The sequence below is a fragment of the Curtobacterium sp. SORGH_AS_0776 genome (assembly GCF_031453355.1).
Classification (GTDB): domain Bacteria; phylum Actinomycetota; class Actinomycetes; order Actinomycetales; family Microbacteriaceae; genus Curtobacterium.
Window position 1 is genome coordinate 2595097 of the sequence record NZ_JAVIYU010000001.1, and the last position, 14039, is coordinate 2609135.

14 protein-coding genes are annotated in these 14039 nt (G+C 72.7%); 11 read left to right on the plus strand and 3 right to left on the minus strand.

Going from position 1 to position 14039, the window contains the following annotated elements; all coding sequences use genetic code 11:
• Positions 1 to 25 precede the first annotated feature (25 nt).
• The gene (locus QE359_RS12790) at positions 26 to 388 is read left to right on the plus strand and encodes a metalloregulator ArsR/SmtB family transcription factor (RefSeq protein WP_309779483.1); all 363 of its coding nucleotides are present in this window, start codon (positions 26 to 28) and stop codon (positions 386 to 388) included.
• Positions 385 to 1398 (plus strand): cation diffusion facilitator family transporter, encoded by a 1014-nt coding sequence (locus QE359_RS12795; protein ID WP_309779484.1) that lies wholly within the window; start codon positions 385 to 387, stop codon positions 1396 to 1398. Before QE359_RS12790 ends, QE359_RS12795 begins: the two co-directional genes overlap by 4 nt.
• Before the next feature lie 70 nt (positions 1399 to 1468).
• On the opposite strand, the gene QE359_RS12800 is transcribed toward QE359_RS12795, so the two are convergent.
• Positions 1469 to 1933 (minus strand): DUF2231 domain-containing protein, encoded by a 465-nt coding sequence (locus QE359_RS12800; protein ID WP_309779485.1) that lies wholly within the window; start codon positions 1931 to 1933, stop codon positions 1469 to 1471.
• A 185-nt stretch (positions 1934 to 2118) separates the two neighbouring features.
• Between QE359_RS12800 and QE359_RS12805 the strand changes: the two genes are divergently transcribed.
• The 6 genes from QE359_RS12805 to QE359_RS12830 all read left to right on the plus strand — a co-directional run bounded on the left by QE359_RS12805 (position 2119) and on the right by QE359_RS12830 (position 7559).
• A complete protein-coding gene (locus QE359_RS12805; protein ID WP_309779486.1) occupies positions 2119 to 2802 on the plus strand; it encodes a response regulator transcription factor in 684 nt (227 codons plus the stop codon).
• Complete coding sequence (locus QE359_RS12810; protein WP_309779487.1) at positions 2799 to 4172, plus strand: ATP-binding protein; 1374 nt, start codon at positions 2799 to 2801, stop codon at positions 4170 to 4172. Before QE359_RS12805 ends, QE359_RS12810 begins: the two co-directional genes overlap by 4 nt.
• A 128-nt stretch (positions 4173 to 4300) precedes the next feature.
• Positions 4301 to 5764, plus strand: coding sequence for a ferredoxin reductase family protein (locus tag QE359_RS12815; protein WP_309779490.1), 1464 nt, complete (start codon positions 4301 to 4303; stop codon positions 5762 to 5764).
• Positions 5761 to 6210, plus strand: a complete 450-nt coding sequence (locus QE359_RS12820) for an FMN-binding protein (RefSeq protein WP_309779492.1) — start codon at positions 5761 to 5763, stop codon at positions 6208 to 6210. The genes QE359_RS12815 and QE359_RS12820 overlap by 4 nt, the downstream gene beginning before the upstream one ends.
• Positions 6207 to 6962, plus strand: coding sequence for an FAD:protein FMN transferase (locus tag QE359_RS12825; RefSeq protein ID WP_309779494.1), 756 nt, complete (start codon positions 6207 to 6209; stop codon positions 6960 to 6962). Before QE359_RS12820 ends, QE359_RS12825 begins: the two co-directional genes overlap by 4 nt.
• Positions 6963 to 7019: 57 nt before the next feature.
• Positions 7020 to 7559: a DoxX family protein gene (locus QE359_RS12830; protein WP_261647243.1), complete on the plus strand. Its 540-nt coding sequence runs from the start codon at positions 7020 to 7022 to the stop codon at positions 7557 to 7559.
• A gap of 71 nt (positions 7560 to 7630) precedes the next feature.
• On the opposite strand, the gene QE359_RS12835 is transcribed toward QE359_RS12830, so the two are convergent.
• The gene (locus QE359_RS12835) at positions 7631 to 9211 is read right to left on the minus strand and encodes a Na+/H+ antiporter (protein ID WP_309779495.1); all 1581 of its coding nucleotides are present in this window, start codon (positions 9209 to 9211) and stop codon (positions 7631 to 7633) included.
• A gap of 131 nt (positions 9212 to 9342) precedes the next feature.
• Positions 9343 to 10152 carry a DUF427 domain-containing protein gene (locus QE359_RS12840; RefSeq protein WP_309779496.1) on the minus strand — a complete coding sequence of 270 codons (810 nt, stop codon included), beginning with the start codon at positions 10150 to 10152 and terminating at the stop codon, positions 9343 to 9345.
• 136 nt (positions 10153 to 10288) lie between these two features.
• Between QE359_RS12840 and QE359_RS12845 the strand changes: the two genes are divergently transcribed.
• The 3 genes from QE359_RS12845 to QE359_RS12855 are packed head-to-tail and all read left to right on the plus strand — an operon-like array spanning position 10289 to position 14009.
• The gene (locus QE359_RS12845) at positions 10289 to 11350 is read left to right on the plus strand and encodes an LLM class flavin-dependent oxidoreductase (RefSeq protein ID WP_309779497.1); all 1062 of its coding nucleotides are present in this window, start codon (positions 10289 to 10291) and stop codon (positions 11348 to 11350) included.
• A complete protein-coding gene (locus QE359_RS12850; RefSeq protein WP_261647247.1) occupies positions 11347 to 12690 on the plus strand; it encodes an LLM class flavin-dependent oxidoreductase in 1344 nt (447 codons plus the stop codon). The genes QE359_RS12845 and QE359_RS12850 overlap by 4 nt, the downstream gene beginning before the upstream one ends.
• Positions 12687 to 14009 (plus strand): NtaA/DmoA family FMN-dependent monooxygenase, encoded by a 1323-nt coding sequence (locus QE359_RS12855; RefSeq protein WP_229086583.1) that lies wholly within the window; start codon positions 12687 to 12689, stop codon positions 14007 to 14009. The genes QE359_RS12850 and QE359_RS12855 overlap by 4 nt, the downstream gene beginning before the upstream one ends.
• Positions 14010 to 14039: the final 30 nt, after the last annotated feature.

A 14039-nucleotide genomic window follows, 5' to 3' on the forward strand; every position in this document is an offset into this window, starting at 1 on the left:
CGCACCAGTGCATTAGTATCTGCGTGTGCACGTAGACAAGCAACCATGCGGACTCGATCCGGAGTCGGAGTACGTCGGGCTCGCGGTCGAGGTGTTCGCGATGCTCGCGGACGCGACCCGGGTGAAGATCATCCTCGCGCTGCGGAGCGCCGAGGAGATGTCCGTGAACCACCTGGCGGACGTCGTGGACAAGACTCCGGCAGCGGTCTCGCAACACCTCGCGAAGCTGCGGCTCGCCCGGATGGTCTCGACGCGGCGCGAGGGCACGACGGTGTTCTACCGGCTCACGGACGAGCACGCGTCCGAGCTCGTCATCGACGCGGTCAAGCAGGCGGAACACGTGGTCGGCGCGCCACCGCACCACCGCGGGGAGCCGGGACGGGCATGAGCGGCCACGACCACACGCACCCGCACGACCACGGGCACGACCACTCGCATCCGCACGGTGGGGTGCGGAGCTTCCTCCAGCACCTCTTCGTCCCGCACACGCACGACAGCGCCGACTCGATCGACGACGCGATGGAAGCCAGTGCCGCCGGCGTCCGCGCGCTCAAGATCAGCCTGTTCGTCCTGCTCGCCACGACGGTCCTGCAGGCCGTGATCGTCGCGTTCACCGGCTCGATCGCCCTGCTCGCGGACACCATCCACAACTTCGCGGACGCGCTGACCGCCGTGCCGCTGTGGATCGCCTTCGTCCTCGGCCGCCGCCTCGCGACCCGCCGGATGACCTACGGGTACGGTCGCGCCGAGGACCTCGCCGGCATGTTCATCGTCTTCGTCGTCGCGCTCTCCGCCGTCGTCGCGGGGTGGCAGGCGATCGACCGATTCGTCCACCCGCAGCCGGTGGAGGCGCCCTGGCTGCTCGTCGCCGCCGGGCTCATCGGGTTCGCCGGCAACGAGATCGTGGCGATCTACCGCATCCGCGTCGGTCAGCGCATCGGTTCGGCGGCGCTCGTGGCCGACGGCGTGCACGCCCGGCTCGACGGCTTCACGTCGCTGTCGGTGGTCCTCGGTGCTATCGGCGTGATGCTCGGCTTCCCGCTCGCCGATCCGATCATCGGTCTCCTCATCTCGATCTCGATCCTGCTGCTGCTCTGGGGAACGGTGCGGTCGATCGGGGCGCGACTCATGGACGCGGTCGATCCCGCGCTGGTCGGCCGGGCGGAACACGCGCTCGAGCACGCCGACGGGGTGCTCGCCGTTCGTGACGTCCGGATCCGCTGGACCGGGCACCGGCTCACGGGATCCGCGACGGTCGAGGTCGCGGCCACCGACCTGCACGCCGCCACGCACCTCGCGGAGCACGCCGAGGAGCACCTCCGCGACGCGATGCGCAACGTCGACCGGTTCACGGTGACCCCCGCGGCGGCCACCGGCACCGGCGACCACACGTACTGACCGGCGCACGGTCGGACGGGAGGCGCGGTGCGGGCCCGCGCCGCGCCTCCCGTCCGACGCGGGGTGGCGCCTACCCCTTCCAGACGGACTCTGCTCCGGCGTGGCCGATGACGACGACCTCGACGATCGAGACGACGGCGACCACCACGAGCAGCACCGGCCCGATGATCCCGACGGCCCGCACCACGCCGCTGTTCGTCACCCGGGCGGTCCCGAACCGGTGCCAGCCCCACCAGAGCGTCAGGAGCGCGAACACCGCGATCGACCACGGGAGCATCCCGTCGGCGAGCTCGGTGTGCCGTTCGAGCAACGCGGTCTCCTGCTCGTGGTGCTCCAGCCACTCGCCGGAGGACGTCGCGAGCGGGACGGACACCAGCGCGACGAGCCCGATGATCGGCGCTCCGACCGCGAGCCACCGTCGTGCTCTCGGCCACACGGCGACGGCGATCGCGGTCAGGGCCGCGACCGGGACCGCGACGGAGGTGAGGTGGACGAAGAGGGGGTGGAGCGGTAACCCGCCGAACTGCCAGTCCATGTCGGCCTTCCACATCGTGCGCCGATCGGCGCCGGCACTGTGGCTCCAGCCAAGCGGTTCCGGGCGCCGGCATCGTTCGAAACCTCACACGAACGGAAGCGCCCGGACCTGGTTCGCTGGGGGCATGACCAGCACGGCGACGTTCGTCTTCGAATCGCTCCTCGGGACGAGCGGGGTGGTGTGACGTGGCGAACATCCTGGTGGTCGAGGACGATCCCGAGATGGGCGCACTCGTCGAACGCGGGCTCGTCGGCGAGGGGCACGCCGTGACGGTCGTGTCCGACGGGGTCGCCGCGCTCGTCCAGGCGCGGGCGCAGTTGTTCGACGCGGCCGCGATCGACGTCATGCTCCCGGAGATGTCCGGGTTCGAGGTCTGCCGTCGGCTGCGCGAGATGGGCGAGGACTTCCCGGTCGTGCTCGTCACGGCGCGCGACGCGGTGGACGACCGGGTCTTCGGGCTCGACTCCGGAGCCGACGACTACCTCACGAAGCCGTTCGCGATCGCCGAGCTCAACGCCCGCATCCGAGCCCACCTGCGCCGTCGCGCGGCGGGGACCGCGACGGTCGTCGAGGCCGGCTCGGTCCGACTCGACACCGTCGCTGTCCGTGCCGCCGTGCGCGGCCGCGACCTGCCGCTGAGCGTCAAGGAGTTCTCGCTGCTGCGGTTCCTCATCCAGGGCTCGCCGGCAGCGCGGACCCGCGCCGAGGTCCTCGAGGAGGTCTGGGGGAGCGCCGAGCACTTCGACCCGACGATCGTCGACCAGTACGTGAGCTACGTCCGCAAGAAGCTGCAGGCGGCGGATGCCGACGTCGCGATCCGCACCGTGCGCGGCGTCGGCTACGCGCTCGAGGTCGTGCCGACGGTATGAGGGTCCTCCGCCGACTCTCGATCAGCGCGCGCATCACGCTCGGCAGCCTCGTCGTGGGCGCCGTGGTCCTCTCCGGGATCGCGGTCGTGCTGCACGTGCAGATCGAGCGGGCGACGATCGCGACCGACGAGTCGCTCGCCGCCGGGGACGCCGCGCCGTTCGTCTCCGACCTGCGTCACAACCCGGACGAGGCGCCGGACCGCCCCGCCGAGGACGTCCTGGTCGGGATCCGGACCGCTTCCGGCACCTGGCTCGTCGACTCGCTGCCGCGCGACGTCCGGGCGTCGCTGCCGTCCGGTGTCCCCGAGGACGAGGTCACGCTCCGCCTGCACACCGGGCACCGGCTCGTCACCGTCGTCGGGGTGCCGGTCACGAACGACGACGGCTCCGCGGTCGTGTGGGCGGCCCACGACGGCCGTGCTGGGCAGGAGACACTCGAGCGCGTGGACCGCTCGCTCGTCGTCGGGACGGTCCTGGCGCTCGTGGCGTTCGCGGCGACGGCCTGGTTGCTCTCGACGCTGGCACTCCGACCCGTGGGGCGGATGCGGCGGACCGCCGAGGACCTGAGCGCCGGGATCGCGGGCGGCCACCTGCCGGTCGGGACCTCGGACGACGAGCTCGCCGCCCTCGCCCGGACGCTCAACGCATTCATCGACCGGCAGCGTGAGAACGCCGAGCGGGAGCGGCGGATGGTGTCCGACGCCAGTCACGAACTCCGGACACCGCTCGCCGCCCTGACCGCTCGGCTCGAGCTCGCACACCGCTCGTCGGGCGATGCCGAGGCCCTCGAACGGGAGCTGCGCGCTGCCGAGGGCGACGCCGCACGGCTCGTGGCACTCGCGAACACGATGCTCGAGCTCAGCCGGCTCGACGAGTCCGGTCCCGCACCGTCGACCCCGGCGGCCGCGCTCGTGACGGAGCTGATGGGCTCGATCGACCGCGCGCGAGCACTCGGCGGTGCCGTCGACCGGGACATCGACTTCACGGCGGCACTCGACGCTCCCGACGAGCGGTACGCCCTCGAGCCCGCCGCGTTCGCCCGGATCGTGGACAACCTGGTCGCGAACGCGATCGCCGCCGGGGACGACGGCGGCGTGATCCGGGTGACGCTCGCCCAGGACGCCTCGCACGCGCTCGAACTGAGCGTCGTCGACGACGGTCGCGGTGTCCCCGAGGACTTCCTGCCCCAGGCCTTCGAGCGGTTCGCCCGGGCGGACAGTGCGCGGCGCGCGGTGCTCGGCGGCAGCGGACTCGGTCTGGCGCTCGTCCGTGGGATCGCCGAGCGCGCCGGCGGGTCGGCGTCGCTCCGGAACGGCGAGCACCCCGATCACCGCGGCGCGGTCGCGACCGTCCGGCTGCCCGCGGCCTGACGCCGATCCGACGCCGCCGTCGATCACTCGAAGTCTCGAACGAAGCGCACGTCCCGTTCCGGGTTCCTCCATAGCTCCGATGCCGATGCTGTGAGCCACCCGATCACACGCTGGAGAGGAACGAGCCGATGATCGACACCGCTCGCCCCACCCGCCCGACGCCGAGACACTCCGGCGACGGCGCCGTCCGTGGCACGCTGCCACCGGCCGAACCCCTCGAGGTCGCGGCCCGTCGTCGCCGCCGAGCCGGACGCCGCCGCAACGCCGTCACCGACCTGCTCGGGATCCTCGCCTGGGTCTCAGCAGCGGTGGCCGTCATGCTCTGGCTCGTGTCGCCCGGATCGCACACGGTCGTCGGCATCGGCGGCTGGCTCACCGACGCCGGGATCGTCGCGGGCCTCGTCGCGACCGACCTCGTGCTCGTCATGCTCGTGCTCGCCGCGCGCGTGCCGCTCATCGACCGGACCTTCGGCCAGGACAACGCCATCGCGGTGCACCGGTCGCTCGGGAAGCCCGTGCTGTACCTGCTGCTCGCGCACGGAGCGCTCCTGACCCTGGGGTACGGCGCCTCGGCGGGCACCGGGCCGATCGCCGAGACGATCGCGCTCTTCTCCACGCCGGACATGCCGCTGGCCTACCTCGGACTCGGACTCTTCGTCGCCGTGGTGGTGTCCTCCCTCGTCGCGGTCCGCCGCCGCCTGCCGTACGAGGCCTGGCACGTCATCCACCTCCTCAGCTACGCCGCGGTGCTCGTCGCGCTGCCGCACATGCTCAGCGTCGGCAGCGTCCTCGCGCAGGGCACGTGGCAGCGGGTCTACTGGATCGCGCTCTACGTCCTCGCCCTCGGCCTGATCGCCCTGTACCGGTTCGCGCTGCCCCTCGTCGTGACCTTCCGCCACCGCATCCGTGTCGTCGGCGTCGAGCCCATCGCACCGGGTGTCGTGTCGATCCACCTCGCCGGACGGGATCTCGACCGCCTCGGGACCGAGGGCGGGCAGTACGGGGTGTGGCGCTTCTGGACCGCCCGGACGTGGTGGCACGCCCACCCGGTGTCGTTCTCCGCCGTCCCCGGCCGCGATCGTGCCCGGATCACGGTGCGCGACCTCGGCGCCGGCTCCGCGCGACTCGGCCGGATCACCCCGGGTGCGTTCGTCTCGCTCGAGGGCCCCTACGGCCTGTTCACCAGCCGAGCTCGGACCGCGCCGTACCTCGCGCTCGTCGCCTCCGGGATCGGCATCACCCCCGTGCGGTCGCTGCTGGAGGACACCGACCTCCGTCCGGGTGAGGCCACCGTGCTGCTCCGCGGGACCGACGCCGACCAGCAGTACCTGTGGCACGAGACCGCCGATCTCGCCGAGGCGACGGGAAGCCGTCTCTACACGATGGTGGGCCACCGGTCCCGCTCCCGCGAGAGCTGGATGACCGAGGAGGACGTCCGGCGCGGGGTCTCCCTCCGGTCCGTGTTCCCGAACCTGCTCCAGTCCGACCTGTACGTCTGCGGGCCGCGTGCCTGGTCCGACCTGGTCGTCCGCGAAGCACGGCTCGCGGGCGTCCCCGAGCACCAGATCCACCAGGAACGGTTCGAGTCATGAGAGCACGCGTCATCGCCGGCGGGGTCGTCTCGTCCATCGCGGTCCTGGTCGTCGGGTGGCAGCTCGGCGGCCAGCCCGCGGTCACCGCACCGGCACAGCAGAGCACGACGTCGGGTTCCGGCACCACGGGCAGCAGCACCGGCACCGGCACCACCGGCGGGTCCTCCGCCACCGGCACCTTCACCGGCGACACGACGCAGACCCGGTACGGCCCGGTGCAGGTCCAGATCACCGTCGCGAAGGGGACGATCACCGACGTCACCGCGCTGCAGCTGACGAACAGCGACGGGCGGTCGGTGCAGATCAGTCAGCAGGCGGCCCCGATCCTCCGCCAGGAGGCGCTGCAGGCGCAGTCCGCGCAGATCCAGTCCGTCAGCGGCGCGACCTTCACCAGTGAGGGCTACACGACGTCCCTCCAGTCCGCGATCGACAAGGCCGGGCTGTGAGGGGCGTCACCACCTTCGAGACGATGGGCACCGTCGTGAGCCTCCGGGGTGCCACCCCGGAGGCCGCATCCGAGGTGCGCGCCGTCTTCGCCGGCTACGACCACCGCTACAGCCTGTACGACCCGTCGTCGGTCCTCAGCCGCGTCGCCGACGGTTCGGTCCGGCTCGCGGACACCCCGTCCGAGGTGCGGGACGTGTACGCGCTCGCGCTCGACTGGCGGGAGCGCACCGGGGGAGCGTTCACCCCGCACCGCCCGGACGGCGTGATCGACCTCTCCGGCGTCGTGAAGGCGCTCGCGATCCGCGACGCCGGAGCCGTCCTCGACGCCGCGAGCGGCGGCGGCGACTGGATGGTCAACGCCGGCGGCGACGTGCTCGTCCGCGGACACCACCGCGGCGACGACCCCTGGAGCGTCGGCGTCGTCGACCCGGCCCACCGGGACACCGTCGTCGGCGTCGTCCGGCTCGCGGCACCTCGTCGTGCGGTCGCCACCTCCGGCACCGCCGAGCGCGGCGAGCACATCTGGCGCCGGGCGACCCCGACGTTCGTCCAGGCGACGGTCATCGCCGACGACATCGTCACGGCGGACGTCCTCGCGACCGCGGTCGTCGCCGGCGACGAGGACGACCTGCGCCGACTCACGAGCGACGCGGGCGTGGACGTGCTCGCGTTCGCCGCCGACGGGACGGTCTGGGCCACCCCCGGCGCGTCCACGTTCGTCCGCTCGGTGGCGAACCCGTCACCGGCGTGACGGCGCGCGGCGTACCGTCTGGCGCACCACACCACCGACCACGCACCGGGAGAACGCATGAGCTCACGCACCACGACCGCTTCCGTCACCGCCAAGACCCTGCTCCGCATCGCCCTCGGCGCCGTCCTCGTGTCGCACGGCTCCCAGAAGCTCTTCGGTGCGTTCGGCGGCGGCGGCATCGATGGAACCGCCCAGGGCATGCACCAGATGGGCTTCCGACCCGGCCGCCGCAACGCCGTCCTGGCCGGGATCGGCGAGGCCGGCTCCGGTGCCGCCCTCGCGCTCGGCCTGGCCACCCCGATCGCCGGTGCGGGCGCCGCGACGACCATGGGTGTCGCCTCGAGCGTGCACACCCCGAACGGCTTCTTCAACGCCGACGGTGGGTTCGAGTTCCCGGCGTTCCTCGGTTTCTCGGCGGCGATGTTCGCCCTCGGCGGCCCCGGTCCGGTGTCCCTCGACCACGCGTCCGGCCACGTCTTCGACCGTCCGTGGCTGCGGGGACTCGCCCTCGCGGCGGTCCCGGTGGCGATCGCGGTCCAGGTCGCGCAGCGTCGGAAGGCGCTCGCCTCGGAACCGGCGGCTGCCGACGAGTCGTAGGACGTGACGGACGGGAGGCGCGGTGCCAGCCGGCACCGCGCCTCCCGTCCGGACATCCGCGAGCCGCACCGTCACGTCGTGGTGACCCCGTTCAGCCGCGCCTCCTCCGCGTCGTACCCCGACCGCACCTGCCGCAGCACGAGGTCGTCGATCTCGTCGGCGTCCCGCAACCGCAGGAGCGTCGCGGCCTTGTGCCGGACCAGGGCGAGCTCGAGGGCGACCGCGGTGTCGTGCCGTTGCAGCGCCGGGTGGTCGTCGTCCTCTTCCTCGCGAGCCTGGATGACGTCGAGGTGCGCCTCGTAGTCCTTCCGCACCCGCTCCACGGTCGCACGGTCGGCGCCGGTCGAGCGGGCCAGGCGGGGGAGTGCGTCGAGCGCCTCCTCGATCGCGGTGCGCTCGGCGTAGCGGCGCTCCTCACCGACCGACTCGTCCTCGGGCAGCGCGGCCCGGCGGAGGACGGCCGGCAGCACCAGGGCCTGCCCGACGATCGTGACGACGACGACCCCGGCGGTGACGAAGACGATGAGGTCCCGGTCGGGGAAGGCCGCGCCGGACTCGAAGGTCCGGGGCACTGCGACGGCCATCGCGAGCGACACCGCCCCGCGGAACCCGGCGAAACCGCTGACGAGCCGGTCCCGGTGGCCCTCGCGCGGTGCTCCGCCGGACCGTCGGGTGACGAGCCACACCGTGCCGCCGGCAGCGTTGAGGAACGCGAACCGCACGAGCACGAGGGCGATCGACACCGCGGCGATCACGCCGGTGGCGCGCAGGAGCTCGGCGGGCTCCAGCGCACGGGCGGCGACCATCGCCTCGATGCCGACGAGCACGAACAGCGCGCCGTTCAGCAGGAACGTCAGGAAGGACCAGAACGCGCGGACCTGCTGACGGGTCTCGGCGCGGTCGAGCTTCGGACCGACCTGGCTCACCACGATGCCGGCGGCCACGACCGCGAGGACGCCGGAGGCCCCGATCGCCTCGGCACCGAGGAACGCGACGAACGGCACGAGGAGCGTCACCAGGTTCTCGAGGACGACCGTGTCGACGCGCCGGAGCACCTGCGTGCCGAGCCACGCCGCGACCAGCCCGGCTGCCACGCCGCCGAGGTAGGACAGCGCGAGCATGCCCGAGACACCCCAGAACGTGAGCTCCTGCGTGCCGACCGTGACCGCGACGGCGATGCCGTAGACCACGAGCGTGGTGCCGTCGTTGACGAGGCTCTCGGCACGCAGCACCGTGACGTTCCGTCGCGGCAGCATCTTCGTGAGCACCCCGACGGCCGTGGCGTCCGTCGGGGCCACGGCGGCACCGAGCACCCAGGCCGGACCCCACGGCATGCCGAGCAGGTGGAGCAGGACGGCGATCGCCCCGGCCGTGACCACGACGAGCAGCGTGCCCATCAGGACGATGCCGCGCAGGTTCTTCCGGATCTCGCGCAGGGACGTCGTCAGGCTCTCCCAGTACAGCAGCGCCGGCAGGAAGAGCAGGAGGACGGCGTCGGCGGGGAGCTGCACGTCGGCGAACTCGGGCACGAGGGCGAGCAGCGCGCCGAAGACGAGCAGCAGCACCGGCGGGGCGACCCGGATGCGGTCGGCGATGCCCGCCGTCAGGGCGATGGCGAGGCCGAGCACGACCACCAGTTCAGGTCCCAGCACACGCACTCCTCGATCGACCGACACCCCAGTCAACGCGGTGGGCGCTGACAGCGCACACGCGCGCCGGGCGGTGGTCGCGACCAGTGCCGGACGGGAGGCGCGGGTCGGGCCCGACCCGTGCCTCCCGTCCGTCAGACGCGCAGGTCCACCGCGGACGACGCGCGGACGCCGTCCACCTCGACGACCACCCGCTCACCCCAGAACGCGACGCGGTCGCGCACGGCGGCGACCGCGGGGAAGGGGTCCGGGTAGGACCACGCGACGTCCTCGACGATGCCGTCCGCGCGCCGGACTCCCCAGTACGCGGTGGCGTGGCCCTTGTACGGGCACTCGCTGACGGTGTCGGTGGCGACGAGCTCGTCGAACCGGACGTCCTCGCGGGGCAGGTACCAGCGCGTGGGCAGGCCGGTCTCGTACACGGCGACGGGCGAACGGGAGTCGGCGAGCACCCGGTCGCCGTCGCGGACCACCACGTGCCGGCTGCTCGGCAGTGCGTCCACCCGGTTGTGCGGGTCACGGGGGTGGGTGATGACGCGCTCGTCCTCCTCGTACCAGGCGTCCAGGACCCCGGGGGTCCACGTGACGCCGAGCCACCCGTCGAGGCCGTCGTCGTCCCACGACCAGGCGACGTGCGGGACGACCCGGTCGGGGAGCCGGAGGTGGTACCAGCGTCGAGCCGGTCGGACCGGGCGCCAGGACCGACCCGGTGCGGGTGCGTCGTCCGCCGGCGACAGGAGGTCGGTGCGGACGTCGGCTCGTGGGATCCCGTACTCGGGGACCTTGTGGCCGGCCTCCCACACGAGGATCGGCGCACGGGTGTCCACGACCGTCAGGCCGTCGACGACCGCGCGGACCCAGCGGCTGCTCGGCTCCCACGTGAGGTGGTCCGGAAGGGCGGGGTGACGACGGCGGAGGGTGTCGGATTCGGCGGGCTGCGGCACGGGGCGATCATGCCCCTCGGACGCGGTCCGTGCGCACTCCTACGTTGTGTGACGTCGTGCAACGCTCCGTTACGTCGCCGCTCGTGGACCGTCGGTGGTGCGTGTTTGCATCACTCCACTGACGAGGGAGTGTTCCATGACGCACGTCGAACGGGCCGCCCGAGTGGCCTCGGTGCCACTGCGGATCGCGGTGTTCTCGCACGGGACGGAAGCGCCGCCGGCGAGCCGCGCGTACCGCGACGAGCTGGACCTGTTCGCCGCCGCGGAACGACTCGGGTACGCGAGCGCGTGGGTCCGGCAGTTCCACTTCCGGCACGACGACGACCCAGACCGCGGCGGGCTGCCGTCACCGTTCGTCTTCCTCGCCGCCCTCGCCGAGCGCACCTCGACCCTCCGGCTCGGACTCGGTGCGGTGACGCTCCCGCACGAGGACCCGGTCCGCGTCGCCGAGGACGCCGCGGTGCTCGACGCGCTCAGCGACGGCCGGGTCGAGCTCGGCGTCGCGAACGGCGGCGGCCCCGAGACCCTCGACGTCTTCGCGCCGGACCTCGCCCACGCCGAGCACGAGGCACGTCGGGCGGCCTTCGACGCCCAGCTCGACACGCTGCTCGGTGCGCTCCGCGGGGAGCCGCTCGGGACCGGCACGGCCCGACTGAACCCGGACGGCAGCGCGCTGCTGGACCGGCTCTGGGACGCCACCCTCACCGCCGGCAGCGCTGCGATCGCCGCCACCCGGGGACACGGGGTCCTGGTCGGCACCACCCAGACGGTACCGGCCGAGGTCACCGCCGCCGCCTACCTCGACGCGCTGCCCGACGGCGCGGTGCCGCGGGTGGCGCTCTCCACCGCGATCTACCCGGCCCGTGACCGTGCCACGGCGCTGCGCGAGGCCCGTGCCGGCATCGAGGCGAAGTACGCGTGGGGCGAGTCGTTCCTGCCCCCGGCCTCGACCCTGGCCGAGAAGGCCGCGTCGCTGAACCTGCACTACGGCACCGCCGAGGACATCGCCGAGTCGATCCTGTCGAAGCCGTACTCCCGGTACGCCACGCAGCTCAACGTGCAGGTCGAGCACGGCTACGCCGACCAGGAGCGTCGGCGCGAGGCCCTCGCGCTCTTCGCGGAGGACGTCGCGCCACGCATCGGGGCGACGGTGGGGCCGGTCGCACCGGCACGGACACGAGAGGCGGTGACGGCATGACGCGCGACGGCGGCCTCGTGCTGGGCGGGATGGTCTTCTACCCGGGCGGTGAACACGTCACGAGCTGGCGGCTGCCCGGCAGCGAACCGGAGCAGTACCTCGACGTTGAGTACTACGTCCGGTTCGCCCAGACGCTCGAGCGTGGCGGGTTCGCGACGCTCTTCATCGCCGACGAGCTCTACGTCTGGGACCGCTTCGACTCCGGCATCGACCACGTCGTGAACATCCGCACCGAGCCCTTCACGCTGCTCGGCGCGCTGTCGCAGCGGACCGAGCACATCGGACTCGCCGCCACGGTGTCGACGACGTACAACGAGCCGTACCACGTCGCCCGGAAGCTCGCCTCGCTCGACCACCTCAGCGAGGGCCGCGCCGCGTGGAACCTCGTCACGAGCGCCTCCGACGAAGAGGCGTGGAACTTCGGGCGCGACGCCAACCTCGACCATGCGGTGCGCTACCGGCGCGGGGCCGAGTTCGTCGACGTCGTGCAGGGACTCTGGGACAGCTGGGACGACGACGCCTTCCTGCACGACAAGCAGTCCGGGTACTTCGCCAAGCGCGAGGGCCTGCACGTCCTCGACCACCAGGGGGAGTTCTTCCGGGTGCGGGGACCCCTCAACATCGCCCGTCCGCCCCAGGCGCACCCGGTGCTGTTCCAGGCCGGCGCGTCCGAGGCCGGCCGAGCGCTGGCGGGGGCGAAGGCCGAGGGCGTGTTCACGCTCTGGCAGGACGAGCTCGCCGACGCGCAGGCGCTGTACGCCGACTACAAGCGCCGAGCCGTCGACAACGGTCGCGACCCGTCGTCGATGCTCATCCTGCCGGCCGTGTCGCCCGTCATCGGCGACACCGAGGCGGACGCGCTGCGCCAGCTCGACGAGATCGAGGAGCTCACGCCGGACCGCGTCTCGCTCGACCTGCTCTCGCACTACCTGCAGACCGATCTGTCCGACCGGCCGCTCGACGCGCCGTTCGAGCACGTCTTCGACGAGTCGTCGATCACCCAGTCGAAGTCGGTGTACGAGTCGATCCGACGCATCGCCGCGGACGCCACGACGCTGCGCGAGGTCTACCGGACGATCCTGCGGCGCCGGTTCCTGCCCGGGACACCCGAGCAGATCGCGGACTGGCTGACCGAGCGCTACGAGCAGGACGCCGCGGACGGCTTCATGCTCGCGTTCTCGTCGATCCCGGTGAGCGTGGACCGGTTCGTCGACCAGGTGGTGCCGGAGCTCGAACGCCGCGGCGTGTACGACCGCACGTACCGCGGGGACACCCTGCGCGAGCACCTCGGGCTGGCGCGACCGGCGAGCACGCTCCGGACGGCGGAGGTCTCGGCATGAGCGACCGGATCCTGCTCGGTGCGTTCGCCTTCCACCCCGGCGGCGCACACGTCACCGGCTGGCGGCACCCGTCGTCGCGGCCGGCCGAGCACCTGACGATCGGCCACCACCGCCACATCGCGCAGAGCGCCGAGCGCGGGTTCTTCGACACGCTGTTCCTGGCGGACGGCCTGTACTTCTGGGACCGGTACCCGTCCGGCGTCGACCACTACGGCGCGCTCCGCCCGGAGCCGTTCACCCTGCTCGCCGCGCTGTCGCAGGTGACCAGCCGTATCGGACTCGCGGCGACGGTCTCGACCACCTACAACGAGCCGTACCACGTGGCGCGGACGATCGCCTCCCTCGACCACATCAGCCGGGGCCGCGCGGCGTGGAACCTCGTCACGAGCCGCTACGACGAAGAGGCCCGGAACTTCGGCGGCGACGCGCACATCGACCACTCCCGCCGGTACGAGCGCGGCCGCGAGTTCGTCGACGTCGTCCACGGTCTGCTCGACAGCTGGGACGACGACGCGATCCGTGCGGACGCCGCGTCCGGGATCTTCGCCGACCGGGACGGGCTGCACCGGCTCGACCACGACGGAGAGTTCTTCCGGGTGCGCGGTCCGCTCAACATCGCCCGGCCGCCGCAGGGCCACCCGCTGCTGTTCCAGGCCGGCGGCTCCGAGTCCGGCCTCGAGCTCGCCGCCGACACCGCGGACGCCGTGTTCACGCGGGGTGGGTCCGCGGCCGACGTCCGTCGGTTCGTCGACGACCTGCGCGCCCGGGCGGTCCGGCACGGTCGCGCTGCCGACGCCGTGAAGATCATGCCCTCGGTCATGCCGGTCGTGGGGGAGACCGCCGCCGACGCCCGGGCCGAGGCGGACGCGATCCTGGCGCTCACCCCGGACGCGCTCATCCTCGAGGACGTGTCGCACCAGATCGGCCAGGACCTGTCGGGGCGCGACGTCGACGTGCCGTTCGACTACGCCGAGGAGTTCGACACCTCGAACGAGACCCGGTCGCCGAAGCCCGCGGTCGAGCGCCTGCTCGCGGACGGGCCGGCGACGCCCCGCGACGTCTACTCGTGGTCGTACCGGCGGAGCCTGCTCACCGGCACCGGGCCGGAGATCGCCGACCGGCTCGAGGAACTCGCGGACGACGGCGGAGCGGACGGCTTCATCGTGCAGTTCCCGTACCTGCCGGGTGGCATCGACCGCTTCGTCGACCACGTCGTGCCCGAGCTGCAGCGCCGCGGCCGGACCGCCACCACGTACGACGACCTCACCCTGCGTGAGCGATTCGGACACCCCCGCGTGCCCGACCGTGCGCACCGCTGACCGCACCACCCCCTGCACCCCGAACCCCAG

Excerpts from the sequence above, each read along its gene's own strand:
- QE359_RS12795 (WP_309779484.1), top strand. The coding sequence starts at position 385 with ATGAGCGGCCACGACCACACGCACCCGCACGACCACGGGCACGACCAC.
- QE359_RS12800 (WP_309779485.1), bottom strand. The coding sequence starts at position 1,933 with ATGGACTGGCAGTTCGGCGGGTTACCGCTCCACCCCCTCTTCGTCCAC.
- QE359_RS12810 (WP_309779487.1), top strand. The coding sequence starts at position 2,799 with ATGAGGGTCCTCCGCCGACTCTCGATCAGCGCGCGCATCACGCTCGGC.
- QE359_RS12815 (WP_309779490.1), top strand. The coding sequence starts at position 4,301 with ATGATCGACACCGCTCGCCCCACCCGCCCGACGCCGAGACACTCCGGC.
- QE359_RS12820 (WP_309779492.1), top strand. The coding sequence starts at position 5,761 with ATGAGAGCACGCGTCATCGCCGGCGGGGTCGTCTCGTCCATCGCGGTC.
- QE359_RS12830 (WP_261647243.1), top strand. The coding sequence starts at position 7,020 with ATGAGCTCACGCACCACGACCGCTTCCGTCACCGCCAAGACCCTGCTC.
- QE359_RS12845 (WP_309779497.1), top strand. The coding sequence starts at position 10,289 with ATGACGCACGTCGAACGGGCCGCCCGAGTGGCCTCGGTGCCACTGCGG.
- QE359_RS12850 (WP_261647247.1), top strand. The coding sequence starts at position 11,347 with ATGACGCGCGACGGCGGCCTCGTGCTGGGCGGGATGGTCTTCTACCCG.
- QE359_RS12855 (WP_229086583.1), top strand. The coding sequence starts at position 12,687 with ATGAGCGACCGGATCCTGCTCGGTGCGTTCGCCTTCCACCCCGGCGGC.